At 55.2% G+C, this 15,357-nt stretch carries 10 protein-coding genes and 20 other annotated features (1 of these 30 running past the window's edge); of the genes, 6 read left to right on the forward strand and 4 right to left on the reverse strand.

What is annotated here, in order from left to right; all coding sequences use genetic code 11:
* Positions 1-7 precede the first annotated feature (7 nt).
* The 4 genes from pabA to ppiA all read right to left on the reverse strand — a co-directional run bounded on the left by pabA (position 8) and on the right by ppiA (position 2,116).
* Positions 8-582 (reverse strand): p-aminobenzoate synthetase component II gene (gene pabA, locus STM3469; RefSeq protein NP_462372.1). Within the gene, positions 8-571 belong to an annotated coding region; the region does not span the whole gene.
* Positions 577-582, reverse strand: a ribosome-binding site (putative RBS for pabA; RegulonDB:STMS1H003468). (Overlaps the previous gene by 6 nt.)
* Before the next feature lie 20 nt (positions 583-602).
* Positions 603-1,213 (reverse strand): putative cell filamentation protein gene (gene fic, locus STM3470; protein NP_462373.1). Within the gene, positions 603-1,205 belong to an annotated coding region; the region does not span the whole gene.
* Positions 1,195-1,374, reverse strand: a protein-coding gene (gene yhfG / locus STM3471) for a putative cytoplasmic protein (protein ID NP_462374.1). Within the gene, positions 1,195-1,362 belong to an annotated coding region; the region does not span the whole gene. Before yhfG ends, fic begins: the two co-directional genes overlap by 19 nt.
* Positions 1,208-1,213, reverse strand: a ribosome-binding site (putative RBS for fic; RegulonDB:STMS1H003469). (Overlaps the previous gene by 6 nt.)
* Positions 1,369-1,374 (reverse strand) — a ribosome-binding site (putative RBS for yhfG; RegulonDB:STMS1H003470). Its footprint lies within the gene yhfG.
* A gap of 96 nt (positions 1,375-1,470) precedes the next feature.
* The gene (gene ppiA, locus STM3472; RefSeq protein NP_462375.1) for a peptidyl-prolyl cis-trans isomerase A occupies positions 1,471-2,116 on the reverse strand. Within the gene, positions 1,471-2,043 belong to an annotated coding region; the region does not span the whole gene.
* Positions 2,049-2,054: a ribosome-binding site (putative RBS for ppiA; RegulonDB:STMS1H003471), on the reverse strand. (Overlaps the previous gene by 6 nt.)
* Positions 2,092-2,100 (reverse strand) — a -10 signal (putative -10_signal for ppiA; RegulonDB:STMLTH004594).
* Positions 2,108-2,116: a -35 signal (putative -35_signal for ppiA; RegulonDB:STMLTH004594), on the reverse strand.
* A 60-nt stretch (positions 2,117-2,176) precedes the next feature.
* Positions 2,177-2,197, reverse strand: a protein binding site (putative binding site for CRP, RegulonDB: STMS1H000052).
* 33 nt (positions 2,198-2,230) lie between these two features.
* Positions 2,231-2,251 (reverse strand) — a protein binding site (putative binding site for CRP, RegulonDB: STMS1H000115).
* A 58-nt stretch (positions 2,252-2,309) separates the two neighbouring features.
* Positions 2,310-2,315 (forward strand) — a ribosome-binding site (putative RBS for yhfC; RegulonDB:STMS1H003472).
* Here ppiA and yhfC point away from each other — a divergent pair.
* The 6 genes from yhfC (at position 2,310) to bigA (ending at position 15,277) form a co-directional block, all read left to right on the forward strand.
* Positions 2,310-3,501, forward strand: a protein-coding gene (gene yhfC / locus STM3473) for a putative MFS family transport protein (protein ID NP_462376.1). Within the gene, positions 2,320-3,501 belong to an annotated coding region; the region does not span the whole gene. It overlaps the preceding feature by 6 nt.
* A 64-nt stretch (positions 3,502-3,565) precedes the next feature.
* Positions 3,566-3,574, forward strand: a -35 signal (putative -35_signal for nirB; RegulonDB:STMLTH004595).
* Positions 3,566-6,307, forward strand: a protein-coding gene (gene nirB, locus STM3474) for a nitrite reductase large subunit (protein NP_462377.1). Within the gene, positions 3,764-6,307 belong to an annotated coding region; the region does not span the whole gene. (Overlaps the previous feature by 9 nt.)
* Positions 3,590-3,598: a -10 signal (putative -10_signal for nirB; RegulonDB:STMLTH004595), on the forward strand. Its footprint overlaps the gene before it by 9 nt.
* Positions 3,639-3,661 (forward strand) — a protein binding site (putative binding site for FNR, RegulonDB: STMS1H000151).
* Positions 3,663-3,683 (forward strand) — a protein binding site (putative binding site for NarL, RegulonDB: STMS1H000309).
* Positions 3,691-3,713 (forward strand) — a protein binding site (putative binding site for FNR, RegulonDB: STMS1H000165).
* Positions 3,755-3,760: a ribosome-binding site (putative RBS for nirB; RegulonDB:STMS1H003473), on the forward strand.
* Positions 6,293-6,298: a ribosome-binding site (putative RBS for nirD; RegulonDB:STMS1H003474), on the forward strand.
* Positions 6,293-6,630 (forward strand): nitrite reductase small subunit gene (nirD, locus tag STM3475; RefSeq protein NP_462378.1). Within the gene, positions 6,304-6,630 belong to an annotated coding region; the region does not span the whole gene. Before nirB ends, nirD begins: the two co-directional genes overlap by 15 nt.
* Positions 6,631-6,889: 259 nt before the next feature.
* Positions 6,890-6,895 (forward strand) — a ribosome-binding site (putative RBS for nirC; RegulonDB:STMS1H003475).
* The gene (nirC, locus tag STM3476; protein NP_462379.1) for an FNT family nitrite transport protein occupies positions 6,890-7,705 on the forward strand. Within the gene, positions 6,896-7,705 belong to an annotated coding region; the region does not span the whole gene. (Overlaps the previous feature by 6 nt.)
* Positions 7,704-7,709: a ribosome-binding site (putative RBS for cysG; RegulonDB:STMS1H003476), on the forward strand. It overlaps the preceding gene by 2 nt.
* The gene (gene cysG / locus STM3477) for a siroheme synthase (protein NP_462380.1) occupies positions 7,704-9,090 on the forward strand. Within the gene, positions 7,717-9,090 belong to an annotated coding region; the region does not span the whole gene. Its footprint overlaps the feature before it by 6 nt. The genes nirC and cysG overlap by 2 nt, the downstream gene beginning before the upstream one ends.
* A 305-nt stretch (positions 9,091-9,395) precedes the next feature.
* Positions 9,396-9,401: a ribosome-binding site (putative RBS for bigA; RegulonDB:STMS1H003477), on the forward strand.
* Positions 9,396-15,277, forward strand: a protein-coding gene (bigA, locus tag STM3478) for a putative surface-exposed virulence protein (protein ID NP_462381.1). Within the gene, positions 9,416-15,277 belong to an annotated coding region; the region does not span the whole gene. Its footprint overlaps the feature before it by 6 nt.
* Before the next feature lie 24 nt (positions 15,278-15,301).
* Positions 15,302-15,357 (reverse strand) — a mobile genetic element; it runs 653 nt beyond the window's last position.

The raw sequence follows: 15,357 nt of genomic DNA on the forward strand, positions 1-15,357 counted from the left end.
CCACAAATCAACGCCGGAGGAAATTTTTCAGCAGAGCGTGTCCTTGTTCGCTGAGAATACTTTCCGGGTGGAACTGCACGCCTTCCAGATCCCACTCGCGGTGGCGAATGCCCATAATCTCCTGCGTTTCGCTCCAGGCGGTGATCTCAAAACACTCAGGCAACGTGGCAGGGTCGACAATCAGCGAGTGGTAACGTGTCACGGTTAACGGGCTGGGCAATCCCCGAAACACGCCCTGTCCATTATGCGTAACAGGTGACGTTTTACCGTGCATCACTTTCGCTGCCCGCACTACCGACGCACCAAAGGCCTGCGCCATCGCCTGATGACCCAGGCAAACGCCCAGCATCGGAATACGTCCGGCATAATGGCGGATGACCGCCAGTGAAATGCCAGCGTCATTCGGCGTACAGGGGCCAGGAGAGATAACGATTTTTTGCGGGTTCAAAGCGTCAATGTGCGCCAGCGTTAGCGCATCATTGCGCCGGACCTGCACTTCCGCGCCCAGTTCACAAAAATACTGGTAGAGGTTCCAGGTAAAGGAATCATAGTTATCGATAAGCAGGATCATGGCGGCTCCGGGTGAGTAGAACCGCACTATTTTACTCAGTTTCGCGAGCTTCGCTTATCGCTTTCTGAAAAATCGCCCGCAAAGCGGAGAGATCGCCCATCGCGCCGCTCTGGTTCGCCTGCTTCCATGTTTCAACCGCAATACCTTGCCAACTCAGCGCGTAGCCTGCATGTAGCGCCAGTTGTTCAAAGAAGATGCGCTGCGCCAACCCGCTCCCAAAACGAAACGGATGAAGCACATTAATTTCACAGTAGTAATGCGCCAGCCGCTCGACAAACTTCTCGTGCGCCAGACCAACCAGGTAGCCCTCTTCTTCCAGATCCTGCATCAGAGCGTTGCCCTCTTTTTCGATATAGGCAAAGTGGCAAAAACGGGTATCGCCCTGGTAAATATCGACCTCCCGCAGTTGCCCTGCCCAGTCGAAAATATCCTGATAGAGCTGGCGATGAATCGCGCACAGATGAGGCAAGCCGCGTACCAGCGGCCCCAGTTCAATCGTAGCGGCGCGGAGCGCGGTCATTTCGTATGCCGCTTGCGCCAGTCGCTGGGCCTGATGAATCCCCAGCCGATTACGCATCACATTCAGCCCCGGATAGAGGTACGGATCGCGTCCTTCGCCAAATTTATCGCTCATAGTGCCTCCGAAGCTCGTCAAGACGTACCAGCGCTTCGTCGGCAGTCAGGGTTACTAAGGGGATCTCAATACCTTCGAGACGGCGGCTTTGCTGGAAGTTAACGTTGCGCCGTTGCTCCCAAAAGCGTGACTTTTGTTTATCGGTAAGTTTCTTCACCTGGCCTCCCTGAATATGCCTGTGCTTGACCACAAGTATAAGCAGCAATTTCAGGTTACGCTGAGACAGGGAGAAAACGCGGGCGGCTCGCACCCGCGCAGGCATGTTTTATGGCAGGACTTTCGCGGAAAGGATAACGACTGGTTTTGTCGGCACATTCTGATAAGGCCCGACATCGTGCGTCGGTACCTGTGAGATTTTATCGGCGACATCCATACCTTTTACCACTTTACCAAATACCGCATAGCCAAAGTCGCGCTGGCCGTGGTCGAGAAAAGCGTTATCCGCGACGTTAATAAAGAACTGGCTGGTGGCGCTGTCTTTATCTGCGGTGCGCGCCATCGCGATCGTGCCGCGAGTATTACGCAGACCGTTGTCGGCTTCATTCTTAATAGGCGGATTCGGTTTCTTCTGCTGCATCTGCTCGTTAAAACCACCACCCTGAATCATAAAGCCAGGAATAACGCGGTGAAACGTAGTGTTGTTATAGAAACCACTGTTGACGTAATCGACAAAGTTTTTCACAGAAACCGGCGCTTTCTGGCTGTTCAGCTCCAGCTCAATATTCCCGGCGGAGGTGGTTAACAGCACATGAGGATCGCCTTTTGCTGCCAACGCTGCGGGAGAAAGAGCAGAAAGAGCGAAAACAGCTGCGACAGCCGCCAGAGTCGATTTGAGCATGAGATTTCCTTAAAGAGAGCAGAAATAAAGCAAGTGGAATGATTTTAAAGAGCCTTCCTGGGCCAGGCCAGCCCTTTACCTAATTTTACGTATATGAAACAAATGTAACGTTACGACGCAACGCCGTATTCTTGCAATATGATGTGACAAACATCACATTAAAAAATGCAATGAACATTACTATCACTAATAATTATTTAAATGCATCACAAAAGCGCCTAAAATCTGCCCGCTTAACGCGCCCTCCACGCGCTTCACTTCTCTTCAAGGCCAGACATGACTAACAGCAACCGCATCAAGCTCACATGGATCAGCTTTCTTTCCTACGCCCTGACCGGGGCGCTGGTGATTGTCACCGGGATGGTGATGGGAAATATCGCAGACTATTTTCATCTGCCCGTTTCCAGCATGAGTAACACCTTTACTTTTCTGAACGCCGGGATTTTGATCTCGATCTTCCTCAATGCGTGGCTGATGGAAATCATCCCGCTGAAAACACAGCTACGCTTTGGTTTTATCCTGATGGTGCTGGCGGTGGCCGGGCTGATGTTCGGCCATAGCCTGGCGTTGTTCTCAGCGGCGATGTTTGTGCTGGGGCTGGTCAGCGGGATCACCATGTCGATTGGCACCTTCCTGATTACGCAACTTTATGAAGGGCGTCAGCGCGGTTCCCGACTGCTGTTTACCGACTCCTTCTTCAGCATGGCGGGGATGATTTTTCCTATGGTCGCCGCCTTCCTGCTGGCGCGTAGTATTGAGTGGTACTGGGTCTACGCCTGCATCGGCCTGGTCTACCTGGCGATTTTCATCCTGACCTTCGGCTGTGAATTTCCGGCGCTGGGTAAACATGCGCAGCACTCTCAGGCGCCTGTCGTCAAAGAAAAATGGGGCATTGGCGTACTGTTTCTGGCCGTCGCCGCGCTGTGCTATATCCTCGGTCAATTAGGCTTTATCTCCTGGGTGCCGGAATACGCCAAAGGCCTCGGCATGAGCCTGAATGACGCCGGGGCGCTGGTGAGTGATTTCTGGATGTCCTATATGTTTGGCATGTGGGCGTTCAGCTTTATCCTGCGCTTTTTCGATCTGCAACGCATTCTGACCGTACTGGCGGGTATGGCGGCGGTACTGATGTATCTGTTTATTACCGGCACGCAGGCGCATATGCCGTGGTTTATTCTGACGCTGGGCTTCTTCTCCAGCGCCATTTATACCTCCATCATTACGCTGGGATCGCAGCAAACGAAAGTGGCCTCGCCTAAGCTGGTTAACTTCATTCTGACCTGCGGCACCATCGGAACAATGCTGACCTTCGTCGTCACCGGCCCGATTGTAGCGCACAGCGGCCCACAGGCGGCGTTACTCACCGCGAATGGTCTGTATGCGGTGGTCTTTGTGATGTGCTTTGCGCTCGGCTTTGTATCCCGTCATCGTCAGCATAGCGCGCCGGCTACGCATTGATAATCCTTGCCGGATGGCGACATCGCCCTCCGGCACTCTATCCCCCCTCCTGACGGGGTAGGCCTGTTGGTCTAAAAACCCCTCATTTTGTATGTTATTTGTACAAACCTGAAAAGCCTGACAATTCCGCCACTTATAAAAATCCAGACAAATCAGCCATATACCCATTAAGAGGTATATAAAGGTGAATTTGATTTACATCAATAAGCGGGGTTGCTGAATCGTTAAGGTAGGCGGTAATAGAAAAGAAATCGAGGCAAAAATGAGCAAAGTCAGACTCGCTATTATCGGTAATGGTATGGTCGGCCACCGCTTTATTGAGGATCTCCTTGATAAATCCGACGCTAGCCTGTTCGACATTACCGTGTTCTGTGAAGAACCCCGTAAAGCCTATGACCGTGTCCACCTGTCATCCTACTTCTCTCACCACACCGCGGAAGAGCTCTCTCTGGTGCGTGAAGGATTTTACGAGAAGCACGGCGTAAAGGTACTGGTTGGCGAACGCGCAATTACCATTAACCGTCAGGAGAAAGTGATTCACTCCAGCGCGGGTCGTACCGTTTATTATGACAAGCTGATCATGGCGACCGGTTCCTATCCGTGGATCCCGCCGATTAAAGGCTCCGAAACCCAGGATTGCTTCGTTTACCGTACCATTGAAGACCTCAACGCTATCGAAGCCTGCGCCCGTCGCAGCAAGCGCGGGGCGGTGGTCGGCGGCGGTCTGCTGGGGCTGGAAGCCGCTGGCGCGCTGAAAAACCTCGGCGTGGAAACGCACGTCATTGAATTTGCGCCAATGCTGATGGCAGAACAGCTCGATCAGATGGGCGGCGAGCAGCTACGTCGCAAGATCGAAAGCATGGGCGTGCGTGTACACACCAGTAAAAACACGCAAGAGATTGTTCAGCAGGGTAACGAAGCGCGTAAGACTATGCGTTTTGCCGACGGCAGCGAGCTGGAAGTCGATTTCATCGTCTTCTCTACCGGTATTCGCCCCCGCGACAAGCTGGCTACCCAGTGCGGTCTGGCCGTCGCGCAGCGCGGCGGGATCGTGATTAACGACACCTGCCAGACGTCCGACCCGGATATCTACGCTATCGGCGAGTGCGCCAGTTGGAACAACCGCGTTTACGGTCTGGTCGCACCAGGCTATAAAATGGCCCAGGTCGCCGTTGACCACATCCTCGGCAGTGAAAACGCCTTTGAAGGGGCGGATCTCAGCGCCAAGCTGAAGCTGCTGGGCGTGGACGTCGGCGGCATCGGCGACGCGCATGGCCGCACGCCGGGCGCGCGTAGTTACGTTTACCTCGATGAAAGCAAAGAAGTCTACAAACGTCTAATTGTCAGCGAAGATAACAAAACGCTGCTCGGCGCAGTACTGGTCGGCGACACCAGCGATTACGGCAATTTGCTGCAACTGGTACTGAACGCCATCGAACTGCCGGAAAACCCGGATTCGCTGATCCTGCCGTCGCACGCGGGCAGTGGTAAACCCGCTATCGGCGTGGATAAACTGCCGGACAGCGCGCAGATCTGCTCCTGCTTCGATGTGACTAAAGGCGATCTGATCGCCGCTATCAATAAAGGCTGCCATACCGTGGCGGCGCTGAAAGCGGAAACCAAAGCCGGAACCGGCTGCGGCGGCTGCATCCCGCTGGTGACGCAGGTACTGAACGCCGAACTGGCGAAACAGGGTATTGAAGTCAACAACAACCTGTGCGAGCACTTTGCTTATTCTCGTCAGGAACTGTTCCACTTAATCCGCGTGGAAGGTATCAAAACCTTTGAAGAACTGCTGGCGAAACACGGTAAAGGCTACGGCTGCGAAGTGTGTAAGCCGACCGTCGGTTCGCTGCTGGCGTCGTGCTGGAACGAATACATCCTCAAGCCGCAGCACACGCCGCTACAGGATACTAACGATAACTTCCTAGCGAATATCCAGAAAGACGGTACTTACTCGGTGATCCCGCGCTCGGCGGGCGGCGAAATCACCCCGGAAGGTCTGGTGGCCGTGGGTCGTATCGCCCGCGAGTTTAACCTCTATACCAAAATCACCGGTTCTCAGCGTATCGGCCTGTTTGGCGCGCAAAAAGACGATCTGCCGGAAATCTGGCGTCAGTTGATTGAAGCCGGTTTCGAAACCGGTCACGCGTATGCCAAAGCGCTGCGGATGGCGAAAACCTGCGTCGGCAGCACCTGGTGCCGCTACGGCGTGGGCGACAGCGTCGGTTTCGGCGTGGAGCTGGAAAACCGCTACAAAGGCATTCGTACCCCGCACAAAATGAAATTCGGCGTCTCCGGCTGTACCCGTGAATGTGCGGAAGCGCAGGGCAAAGATGTGGGTATCATCGCCACGGAGAAAGGCTGGAACCTGTACGTCTGCGGTAACGGCGGGATGAAACCGCGTCATGCGGATCTGCTGGCAGCCGATCTCGATCGCGACACGCTGATCAAGTACCTCGACCGCTTTATGATGTTCTACATCCGTACTGCCGACAAACTGACCCGTACCGCGCCGTGGCTGGATAATCTGGAAGGCGGCATCGAGTACCTGAAATCGGTCATCATCGACGATAAGCTGGGCCTGAACGAACATCTGGAAGAAGAGATGGCGCGCCTGCGCGCAGCGGTGGTCTGCGAGTGGACAGAAACCGTTAACACCCCATCCGCACAGGTTCGCTTTAAGCACTTTATCAACAGCGACAAACGCGACCCGAACGTCCAGGTTGTGCCTGAACGTGAACAGCATCGTCCGGCCACGCCGTATGAACGTATCCCGGTCACTCTGGTGGAGGAAAACGCATGAGTCAGTGGCAAAACATCTGCAAAATCGATGACATCCTGCCGGGAACCGGCGTCTGCGCGCTGTCAGGCGGCGAGCAGGTGGCAATTTTCCGTCCTTACCATAGCGATCAGGTGTTTGCGATCAGCAACATCGACCCGTTCTTTGAGGCCAGTGTGCTGTCTCGTGGGCTGATTGCGGAACACCAGGGCGAACTGTGGGTCGCCAGCCCGTTGAAAAAGCAGCGCTTCCGCCTGAGCGATGGTTTATGCATGGAAGATGAGCAGTTTTCTGTGAAACATTACGACGCGCGGGTAAAAGACGGCGTGGTGCAGTTGCGCGGTTAATTATTTTTGGGAGGCGCAACGCCTCCCCTTTTTTGTATTTTTTTTCATTTTAATTGTTATCACAAAATCATTTGTACTGCATCGCGGCGGCAACTGAGCAACAAATTCGTCAGGAACGAATTTGAACAGCCGCTGGCTGCCTTCGGTGAGGGACAAGGATGTCCCTCATTAATCCCCAGGAGCATAGTTCACTATGTGACTGGGGTGAGCGAGGGCAGCCAACAAAGAGGCAGTGCAAAGGATGAAGTGAGAAAAGGATAATCAAATGTTTACAGACACTATCAATAAGTGTGCGGCTAACGCTGCGCGCATCGCACGCCTGTCGGCGAATAATCCGCTCGGCTTCTGGGTCAGTTCGGCAATGGCCGGGGCTTATGTCGGTCTCGGCATCATTCTTATTTTCACCCTCGGCAATCTGCTCGACCCGTCCGTACGTCCTCTGGTGATGGGAGCCACCTTCGGTATCGCCTTAACGCTGGTCATCATCGCCGGTTCCGAACTGTTTACCGGCCACACCATGTTCCTGACGCTGGGCGTCAAAGCAGGCACCATCAGCCACGGTCAAATGTGGGCTATCCTGCCGCAAACCTGGCTCGGCAACCTGGTCGGTTCCGTGTTTGTCGCCCTGCTTTACAGCTGGGGCGGCGGCAGTTTATTGCCGGTCGATACCAGCATCGTTCACTCAGTCGCGCTGGCGAAAACCACCGCGCCCGCCACGGTACTGTTCTTCAAAGGCGCGCTGTGTAACTGGCTGGTTTGTCTGGCAATCTGGATGGCAATCCGCACCGAAGGCACGGCAAAATTTCTTGCTATCTGGTGGTGTCTGCTGGCGTTTATCGCTTCCGGCTACGAGCACTCCGTCGCGAATATGACGCTGTTCGCCCTCTCCTGGTTTGGTCATCACAGCGACGCCTATACCCTGGCCGGAATTGGTCATAACCTGTTGTGGGTGACACTCGGTAATACTTTGTCCGGTGTCGTATTCATGGGATTGGGTTATTGGTATGCTACGCCAAAATCGGAGCGTCCGGCTCCGGCAAAAATCAATCAGCCAGAGGCTGCTGCCAATAATTAAGGGGTAATGTCGTGGACCATTTGCCTATATTTTGTCAATTACGCGACCGCGACTGTCTGATCGTCGGCGGTGGCGATGTCGCAGAACGCAAAGCACGGTTACTGCTGGAAGCAGGCGCACGTTTAACGGTCAATGCGCTAACCTTTATTCCACAGTTCACCGTATGGGCAAATGAAGGCATGTTGACTCTGGTTGAGGGACCGTTCGACGAAACGCTTCTCGACTCGTGTTGGCTGGCGATCGCGGCCACTGACGACGATACCGTCAACCAGCGCGTCAGCGACGCGGCGGAGTCACGCCGTATCTTTTGCAACGTGGTGGATGCGCCGAAAGCCGCCAGCTTTATCATGCCCTCCATTATTGACCGCTCGCCGCTGATGGTCGCCGTCTCCTCGGGCGGCACCTCCCCGGTGCTGGCGCGTCTGCTGCGCGAGAAACTGGAATCGCTGCTGCCGCAGCATCTGGGGCAGGTCGCGCGCTATGCCGGGCAACTCCGCGCCCGAGTGAAAAAGCAGTTTGCCACGATGGGCGAGCGTCGTCGCTTCTGGGAAAAATTTTTCGTCAATGACCGGCTGGCGCAGTCGCTGGCGAATGCCGATGAGAAAGCGGTTAACGCGACAACCGAACGCCTGTTTAGCGAACCGCTGGATCACCGTGGCGAAGTCGTGCTGGTCGGCGCCGGGCCGGGCGATGCCGGACTGCTGACGCTGAAAGGGTTACAACAAATCCAACAGGCGGATATCGTGGTTTACGATCGCCTCGTCTCCGACGACATTATGAACCTGGTACGCCGCGATGCCGATCGGGTCTTTGTGGGGAAACGCGCGGGTTACCACTGCGTCCCACAGGAGGAAATCAACCAGATCCTGCTGCGTGAAGCGCAAAAAGGTAAACGCGTGGTACGCCTGAAAGGCGGCGATCCCTTTATCTTTGGTCGCGGCGGCGAAGAGCTGGAAACGCTGTGTCATGCCGGTATTCCTTTCTCGGTAGTGCCGGGGATTACCGCGGCTTCCGGCTGCTCCGCCTACTCCGGTATTCCGCTAACTCATCGCGATTACGCCCAGAGCGTACGTCTGGTCACGGGTCACCTGAAAACCGGCGGCGAGCTGGACTGGGAAAACCTGGCGGCAGAAAAACAGACGCTGGTGTTCTACATGGGGCTGAATCAGGCAGCGACTATCCAGGAAAAACTGATCGCATTCGGTATGCAGGCCGATATGCCGGTTGCGCTGGTAGAAAACGGTACCTCCGTGAAGCAACGCGTCGTCCACGGTGTGCTGACGCAGCTCGGTGAATTAGCGCAACAGGTTGAAAGCCCGGCGCTGATTATCGTTGGTCGCGTGGTAGCCTTACGCGATAAATTAAATTGGTTCTCTAATCATTAATTAAAATAACGCCCTGTTATTCAGGGCTTTATTTTACAACTACTCGTAATCTCAAATTATTTTTACTTAAAAGTGAATTAAGAAACTAACTTTAAATACACCGGACAAATTTAAATAATAATTCTGCCTAAAAACCCTTTTACTCGTCAAATTCACCTCTTATTCATTCATACAATAAATAACACCGTTAAGCACTCAATTTGACCTGACCTGGTTATCGGGTGATAAAATAAACACTAAAGCATAATTTTTCTTCTGGCCATTTCATCATTGCCTGTACCGCTCTCTGCATATGTTTAGTACGCAAGGAAAATATTAATTAAGGATGAACCCTATGCAAAAGAAAAAACTTATTTCTATCGCTATCGCTTTAACGCTACAAAGTTATTACATTCCGGCCATCGCCGCAGAAAATAACGATGATGAAAAAGAATGTCCCAGTAATATCTCCTCCCTGCCTAAAGAAAAACGCGCAAAACTCTCACCGACCTGCCTTGCTACACCTGAAAATGATAATCACTGGGGCTGGGTTGCTGGCGGCGTTGCTGCATTGGTCGCAGGTGTGGCTATTGGCGTTGAAAATAACGGTGGCGGAGATTCTAATCATTCTTATACCCCCCCTAAGCCCGATAATGGCGGCGACGTCACCCCGCCCGACGATGGCGGCAACGTCACCCCGCCCGACGATGGCGGCAACGTCACCCCGCCCGACGATGGCGGCGATGACAATGTGACCCCGCCCGACGATAGTGGCGATGACGATGTGGCCCCGCCTGACGATAGCGGCGATGACGATGTAACCCCGCCCGACGATAGCGGCGATGATGATGTGACCCCGCCCGACGATAGCGGCGATGGCGATGTGACCCCGCCCGACGATAGCGGCGATGACGATGTAACCCCGCCCGACGATAGCGGCGATGACGATGTGACCCCGCCTGACGATAGCGGCGATGACGATGTAACCCCGCCCGACGATAGCGGCGATGACGATGTGACCCCGCCCGATGATAGCGGCGATGACGATGTAACCCCGCCCGATGATAGCGGCGATGACGACGACACGCCCCCAGATGACTCTGTTATTACCTTCAGCAACGGCGTCACCATCGATAAAGGCAAAGACACCCTGACCTTCGACAGCTTCAAACTGGATAACGGCAGCGTTCTTGAGGGTGCCGTGTGGAATTATTCAGAACAGGACAACCAGTGGCAGCTCACCACCGCGGACGGTAAAACGCTGAACGTCACCGGCTGGGACGTGACCGACGCCAATGCCGCCGTGATTGAAGGCACCCAGGAAAACGGTCTCTACTGGAAGTACGACAGCCGGGGCTATCTGATTATTGCCGACGATAACACCACCGTTATCAGCGGCGATGACCAGGCGCATAATTCCGATCGCGGCATGGATATCAGCGGCCAGGATCGCACCGGCGTGATTATTTCCGGCGATAGAACCGTCAACACGCTCACCGGGGACTCCAGTGTGACCGACGGTGCCACCGGCATGGTTATCTCCGGTGACGGCACCACCAACACCATTTCGGGCCACTCCACGGTGGACAACGCCACCGGCGCGCTGATTTCCGGCAACGGCACCACCACCAATTTCGCCGGTGACATTGCCGTGAGCGGCGGCGGCACCGCCATCATCATCGACGGCGACAACGCCACGATTAAGAATACCGGTACCTCTGACATCAGCGGCGCAGGCTCCACCGGCACCGTCATTGACGGCAATAACGCCCGCGTCAACAATGACGGTGATATGACCATCACCGACGGCGGCACCGGCGGCCACATTACCGGCGACAACGTGGTTATCGATAACGCCGGGAGCACTACCGTCAGCGGCGCAGACGCCACGGCGCTGTATATCGAAGGCGACAACGCGCTCGTTATCAACGAAGGTAATCAAACTATCTCTGGCGGCGCCGTCGGTACGCGCATTGACGGCGACGACGCCCATACCACCAATACCGGTGATATCGCGGTGGATGGCGCGGGCTCTGCCGCCGTGATTATCAACGGCGACAACGGCAGCCTGACCCAGGCGGGCGATCTGCTGGTCACCGACGGCGCGATGGGCATCATCACCTATGGCACCGGAAATGAAGCAAAAAATACCGGCAACGCCACCGTACGTGATGCGGACTCGGTGGGTTTTGTGGTTGCAGGCGAAAAAAACACCTTCAAAAACAAAGGGGATATTGACGTCAGCCTTAACGGCACCGGCGCGCTGGTGAGCGGCGATATGTCGCAGGTTACGCTGGATGGCGATATTAACGTTGTCTCAGTCCAGGACAGCGAAGGCGTGTTTAGCTCAGCGACAGGGGTGAGCGTGAGCGGCGACAGCAACGCCGTTGATATCACCGGCAACGTAAATATCAGCGCCGACTACGGGCAGGATGATCTGGCTGCCGGGGCTCCCCCGTTAACCGGCGTTGTCGTCGGCGGTAACGGCAATACCGTTACCCTTAATGGCGCGCTGAATATTGATGACAACGATCTGTCCGCCACCGGCGGACAATACCTGGACGTTGTTGGCCTGAGCGTAACAGGTGATGATAACGACGTTGAGATTGACGGCGGTATTAATATCACCCACAGCGAGGATCCACTTGATGGAACCTCTGCAGACATTACCGGCATCAGCGTCAGCGGTAACAGTACCGTTACGCTAAACGGTCATTCTACCATTGATACCAACACGGTAGTGGGGGGGCACGTTGTACTGGCGCGGGTCAACAACGGCGGCTCCCTGATTCTGGGTGATGACTCAGTTGTTGACGTTAATGTCAGTTATATACCCACAGGCTATTACACCTACAACGCGTTGCTGATGGCTGATGGCGAAGGCACATCAATTGAAAATAAAGGCGATATTACAAGCCATGGCGTGTATTCCGTCATTCGCGCAGATAACGGCTCGGAAGTCAGCAACAGCGGAGATATTCTGGTCTACGCGACCAGTAGCAACAGTAGTGAGGATCGTGCAGCCATCACAAGGGCTAGTGGCGAGGGATCGGCTGTTCATAACAAAGCCGGCGGCGATATCACCCTCATTTCTGATCAGACGCCGCAGGGCAGTGGCGGTATTGAAGTATACCCATTGAAATGGTACACCCACACCTTTTACGCCATGATGGCTTCGGATTATGGCGATGTCGTTAACGATGAGGGCGCCACGATCCATTTGCAGGGGGCAGGTGTATATGGCGTTACCGCCAGCCGAGGTAAAGCACTAAACGAAGGCAATATCTATCTGGATGGCCTTGTCCCGACGCTGGACGATGAAAATAACATCACCAGCACCAGCTACTGGCAGCCATCATCGCTCTATCTCACCAGCTCAGGAATGGTGGCGGGTTCCACCGATGCCGATGGCGACGCCACCGCCATCAACACCGGCAACATTACCGTCAACAACGCCGGGTTCGGCATGATGGCGCTTAATGGCGGCACCGCCATTAACCAGGGCGTGATCACCCTGACCGCCGATGACGGCGTGACCGGTCAGGCAGACGAGCTGGTCGGGATGGCGGCGCTCAACGGCGGCGTCGTCATCAACGACACCAGCGGCGTGATTAACATCGACGCCGATTACGGCCAGGCGTTTCTGAGCGACAGTTCCAGCTACATCATCAATAACGGCTCTATCAACCTTAACGGCAGCCCGATGGATGATACTGATTCACACATGGGCGGCACGCCAACGGACAAAATCTGGATTCAGTCTCTGCCCGGCAGCGGCGACAGCGACACCAGGACCTCCGACACAGGTTTCTTCACCGCCGGTACGCTGGCCAACTACGGTACTGAAACCCTGAACGGCGATGTGGACGTTAACGGGGGCTGGCTGTACAACGAAGCGGGCGCCTCGCTCACCGTCAACGGCACCGTGACGATTAACGGCGGGGCTAACGCGCTGGCTAACTACGGGACGCTGGACGCGGACGCTATTTCCACCTGGCACAGCCTCTTTAATGAAGCGGACGGCAGCATCACCACCGATCTGTTAACCCTTAATGGCGACGTCACTTTTTACAATAACGGCGATTTCACCGGCTCCATAGCGGGCACCAGCTACCAGCAGGAAATCGTCAATACTGGCGATATGACGGTGGCGGAAGATGGCAAATCGCTGGTCAGCGGCAGCTTCTATTTCTATAACGAAGAGGACGCTACGCTTACCAACAGCGGCAGCGCGGTGGAAGGCGGCGAGAACACCATCATCAATCTGACGCGCGCCAACGATTCGCTGACCCAGGTGAACAGCGGCACCATCACCGCCACTAACGGTTACAGCGCCATCACCACGGTCAACGGCAGCAATGACCCCAAATGGATCTGGAACACCGCAACCGGCGTGATTAACGGTATTAACCCGGATGCGCCGCTAATCAATTTGGGCCGCGGCTATAACTTCGGCAACCAGGGCACTATCAACGTGCAGGGCGATAACGCCGTGGCGATTAGCGGCGGCACCAGCAGTTATGTCATTAACCTGGTCAATAGCGGCACCATCAACGTCGGTACCGAGCAGGGCAAGGAGGACGGCACCAACGGCACCGGGCTTATCGGCATCAAGGGCAACGGTAATGCCACCACCATAAACAACACCGCAGACGGCGTGATCAACGTTTACGCGGATGACTCGTATGCGTTTGGCGGCAAGACCAAAGCCATCATCAACAACGGCGAAATCAACCTGCTGTGCGACAGCGGCTGCGACATCTACGCGCCGGGTACTACGGGCACGCAGAACGACCATAACGGGACAGCGGACATCGTCATCCCGGATGCGACTACCGCCCCGACCGAGGGCAGCATCCCGACGCCGCCAGCGGATCCCAACGCGCCGCAGCAGCTCTCCAACTATATTGTTGGCACCAACGCCGACGGTAGCTCCGGTACGCTGAAAGCCAATAACCTGGTGATTGGCGACAACGTGAAGGTGGATACCGGCTTTACCAGCGGTACGGCGGATACCACCGTGGTGGTGGATAACGCCTTCACCGGCAGCAATATCCAGGGCGCGGACAACATCACTTCCACCAGCGTGGTGTGGAACGCCCAGGGTAGCCAGGATGCCGACGGCAACGTTGACGTCACCATGACCAAAAACGCCTATGCCGATGTGGCGACCGACAGCTCGGTAAGCGACGTGGCGCAGGCGCTGGACGCCGGTTACACCAACAACGAGCTGTACACCAGCCTTAATGTGGGGACTACCGCCGAGCTGAACAGCGCACTCAAGCAGGTGAGCGGTGCTCAAGCCACCACGGTATTCCGTGAAGCGCGTGTACTCAGCAACCGCTTTACCATGCTGGCCGACGCCGCGCCGCAAATTAAAGATGGTCTGGCGTTCAACGTGGTGGCGAAAGGCGACCCACGTGCGGAGCTGGGCAACGACACCCAGTACGACATGCTGGCATTACGCCAGACGTTGGATCTCACCGCCAGCCAGAATCTGACGCTGGAGTACGGTATTGCGCGTCTGGATGGCGACGGTTCGAAAACTGCGGGCGATAACGGCCTGACAGGCGGCTACAGCCAGTTCTTTGGCCTGAAGCACAGCATGGCGTTTGATGAAGGTCTGGCGTGGAACAACAGCCTACGCTATGACGTGCATAACCTCGACAGCAGCCGTTCTGTTGCCTATGGCGATGTCAACAAAATTGCCGATTCCGACATGCGTCAGCAGTACCTTGAGTTTCGCAGTGAAGGGGCGAAAACTTTCACCATGATGGGCGATGCGCTGAAAGTCACGCCGTATGCCGGGGTGAAATTCCGTCACACCATGGAAGATGGCTACAAAGAGCGCAGCGCCGGAGATTTTAACCTGTCGATGAACTCTGGCAACGAAACGGCGGTAGACTCTATTGTCGGCCTGAAGCTGGATTACGCCGGGAAAGACGGCTGGAGCGCCACCGCTACCCTGGAAGGTGGCCCGAACCTGAGCTACAGCAAGAGCCAGCGTACAGCGTCATTACAGGGTGCGGCGGGTCAATCGTTCGGCGTGGATGACGGTCAAAAAGGCGGCGGCGTTAATGGTCTGGCAACCATCGGCGTGAAATACAGCAGCAATGATACCGCGCTACATCTGGATGCCTACCAGTGGAAGGAAGACGGTATCAGCGATAAAGGCTTTATGCTTAACGTTAAGAAAACATTTCGTTAAATAAACGACATTATATAACACTAATAAATATCCTCCGGCATAGCCGGAGGTTTTTCAGATGCGCCTATAAGGCTCTCTTA

Source organism: Salmonella enterica subsp. enterica serovar Typhimurium str. LT2, from assembly GCF_000006945.2.
Classification (GTDB): Bacteria; Pseudomonadota; Gammaproteobacteria; order Enterobacterales; family Enterobacteriaceae; genus Salmonella; species Salmonella enterica.